The organism is Microvirga tunisiensis, assembly GCF_009296175.1.
GTDB classification, from domain to species: domain Bacteria; phylum Pseudomonadota; class Alphaproteobacteria; order Rhizobiales; family Beijerinckiaceae; genus Microvirga; species Microvirga tunisiensis.
Genome location: NZ_VOSK01000698.1, coordinates 1 through 1,650 on the forward strand (window position 1 = coordinate 1; position 1,650 = coordinate 1,650).

The 1,650-nt window shown below is 60.8% G+C and carries 1 protein-coding gene; it reads right to left on the bottom strand.

From position 1 onward, the window contains the following. Positions 1-75 precede the first annotated feature (75 nt). Positions 76-1,056, bottom strand: coding sequence for a Trk system potassium transporter TrkA (trkA, locus tag FS320_RS42970; protein ID WP_152718599.1), 981 nt, complete (start codon positions 1,054-1,056; stop codon positions 76-78). Positions 1,057-1,650 lie beyond the last annotated feature (594 nt).

Below are 1,650 nucleotides of genomic sequence, written 5' to 3' on the forward strand. Positions count from 1 at the left end.
GATCAGCTCATTGCGTGTTGTCATGCTCACCTGCCTCATCATCGCCCCCGCAGCTCGCCAGAGCTCGGGAGCAAATCAGATGAGGCAACGATCCAAAATCAGGGAGCAATTCAGGCGATGCAATGCGGTCACGGCTATGATCGTCTCGGCACTCTGGACGTTGGCCTCGAGCAGCACCTCCTTGTCGAGCGCATCGCCCTGGATCACCACGGCGGCATCGCGAAGCTCGCGTGATATGTACTCGGCCCGTTCGCGCGAATGCTCGACCAATTTGAGCGAGACATCAGGGGCGTGACGGGCGATCCTGGTTGCCAAGTTAAGGCCGACATTGCCGCCGCCCACGATCACGATACGACGGGCGACCTGCTCCTCGTGGCCGAGGAATGCCATCACGCGATCCACACGGTCTGTCTCGGTGATGACGTAGACATCATCACCCTGCTGCACCCGATCCTCTGCCCTCGGCACGAACGCATGACCGTTGCGGACGATGACGCCGACGACGATACCGGAGCCACCGGACGTGGACAGCTCCTTCATCCGCCGCCCGACCAGAGAGCATCCGCCTGTGTTGCAGTGAACCCCGAGCAGGTGAATCCGACCGTCGGCGAGCGCCACAGTGTCGAAGGCGCCGGGCGTCTTGAGCCGCCGTACGATGCCGTTGGCGACCTCCACCTCGGGTGAGATGATCACGTCGATGGGCAGTTGGTCGGAGGCGTAGAGCCCCTGCCAGATCGGCTCCAGATAGCCGTGATGCCGGACGCGGGCGATGCGCCGGCGGACATTGAAAAGGGAATAGGCCACTTGGCAGGCCACCATGTTGACCTCGTCGGAGCGGGTCACTGCGATCAGCATGTCGGCATCGCGCGCACCGGCCCGTTCGAGGACCTCGGGATGGGAAGCGTGGCCGACCATCCCGCGGACGTCGTAGCTCTCGTCTGCCCGCCGGGCCTGCTCCGGCGACAGGTCCACAACCGTTACATCAATACCTTCGGTGGCAAGATGGCGGGCGATGGTCGAGCCCACCTGTCCGGCACCGCAAACGATTACTCTCATAGGCCCCTCACTCATCCGAATGGGTTTGGCTCCAGAGGCATATAGAGCAGCTTTCCCTATGAATGGCTTGGATACAGTGAGGCCATCTGGGCACGGGCGTTTCCTTGCCAGCGGGCTGCTCCGTACGCCTGGGCTTTTGGCTCTATCGAGGTCCTGAAAGCCCAGCACATAACCGCGGTTAGTAATCAAGCCGCGCGACCAAGGGGAGTCGGATGGTCTGGATTAGGTCGAGCCTGTGGCAAAACGCAGACAGACCGCTCCGTGGAGCAATTTAATTTCTTGCAAGCCGCGAAAGACCGGGAAATCCCCGGTACAGAAGCCTGAACTTGTACAATCGTTCGGCAAGGCGGAGCTTGCTCGGGTTTTGACACACCCTCTGTCATCCGAGGAAATTACTAATGCCCCAGGAATGTCTGTTGCCCCCTTCGTCAGCAGAGATTCGGTCTGCTTCGCAAATGTGCCGATTGCATACGATCCGAACGCAATCGAGCAACTGGGTCAGCAGTGCTCTCACGTCCCGGCGGAGGGCTGCGCAAGGGAATGACATGACGGATCTCCAAGCTGCCGTCGTGAACGATGATGCGGTCGATGACC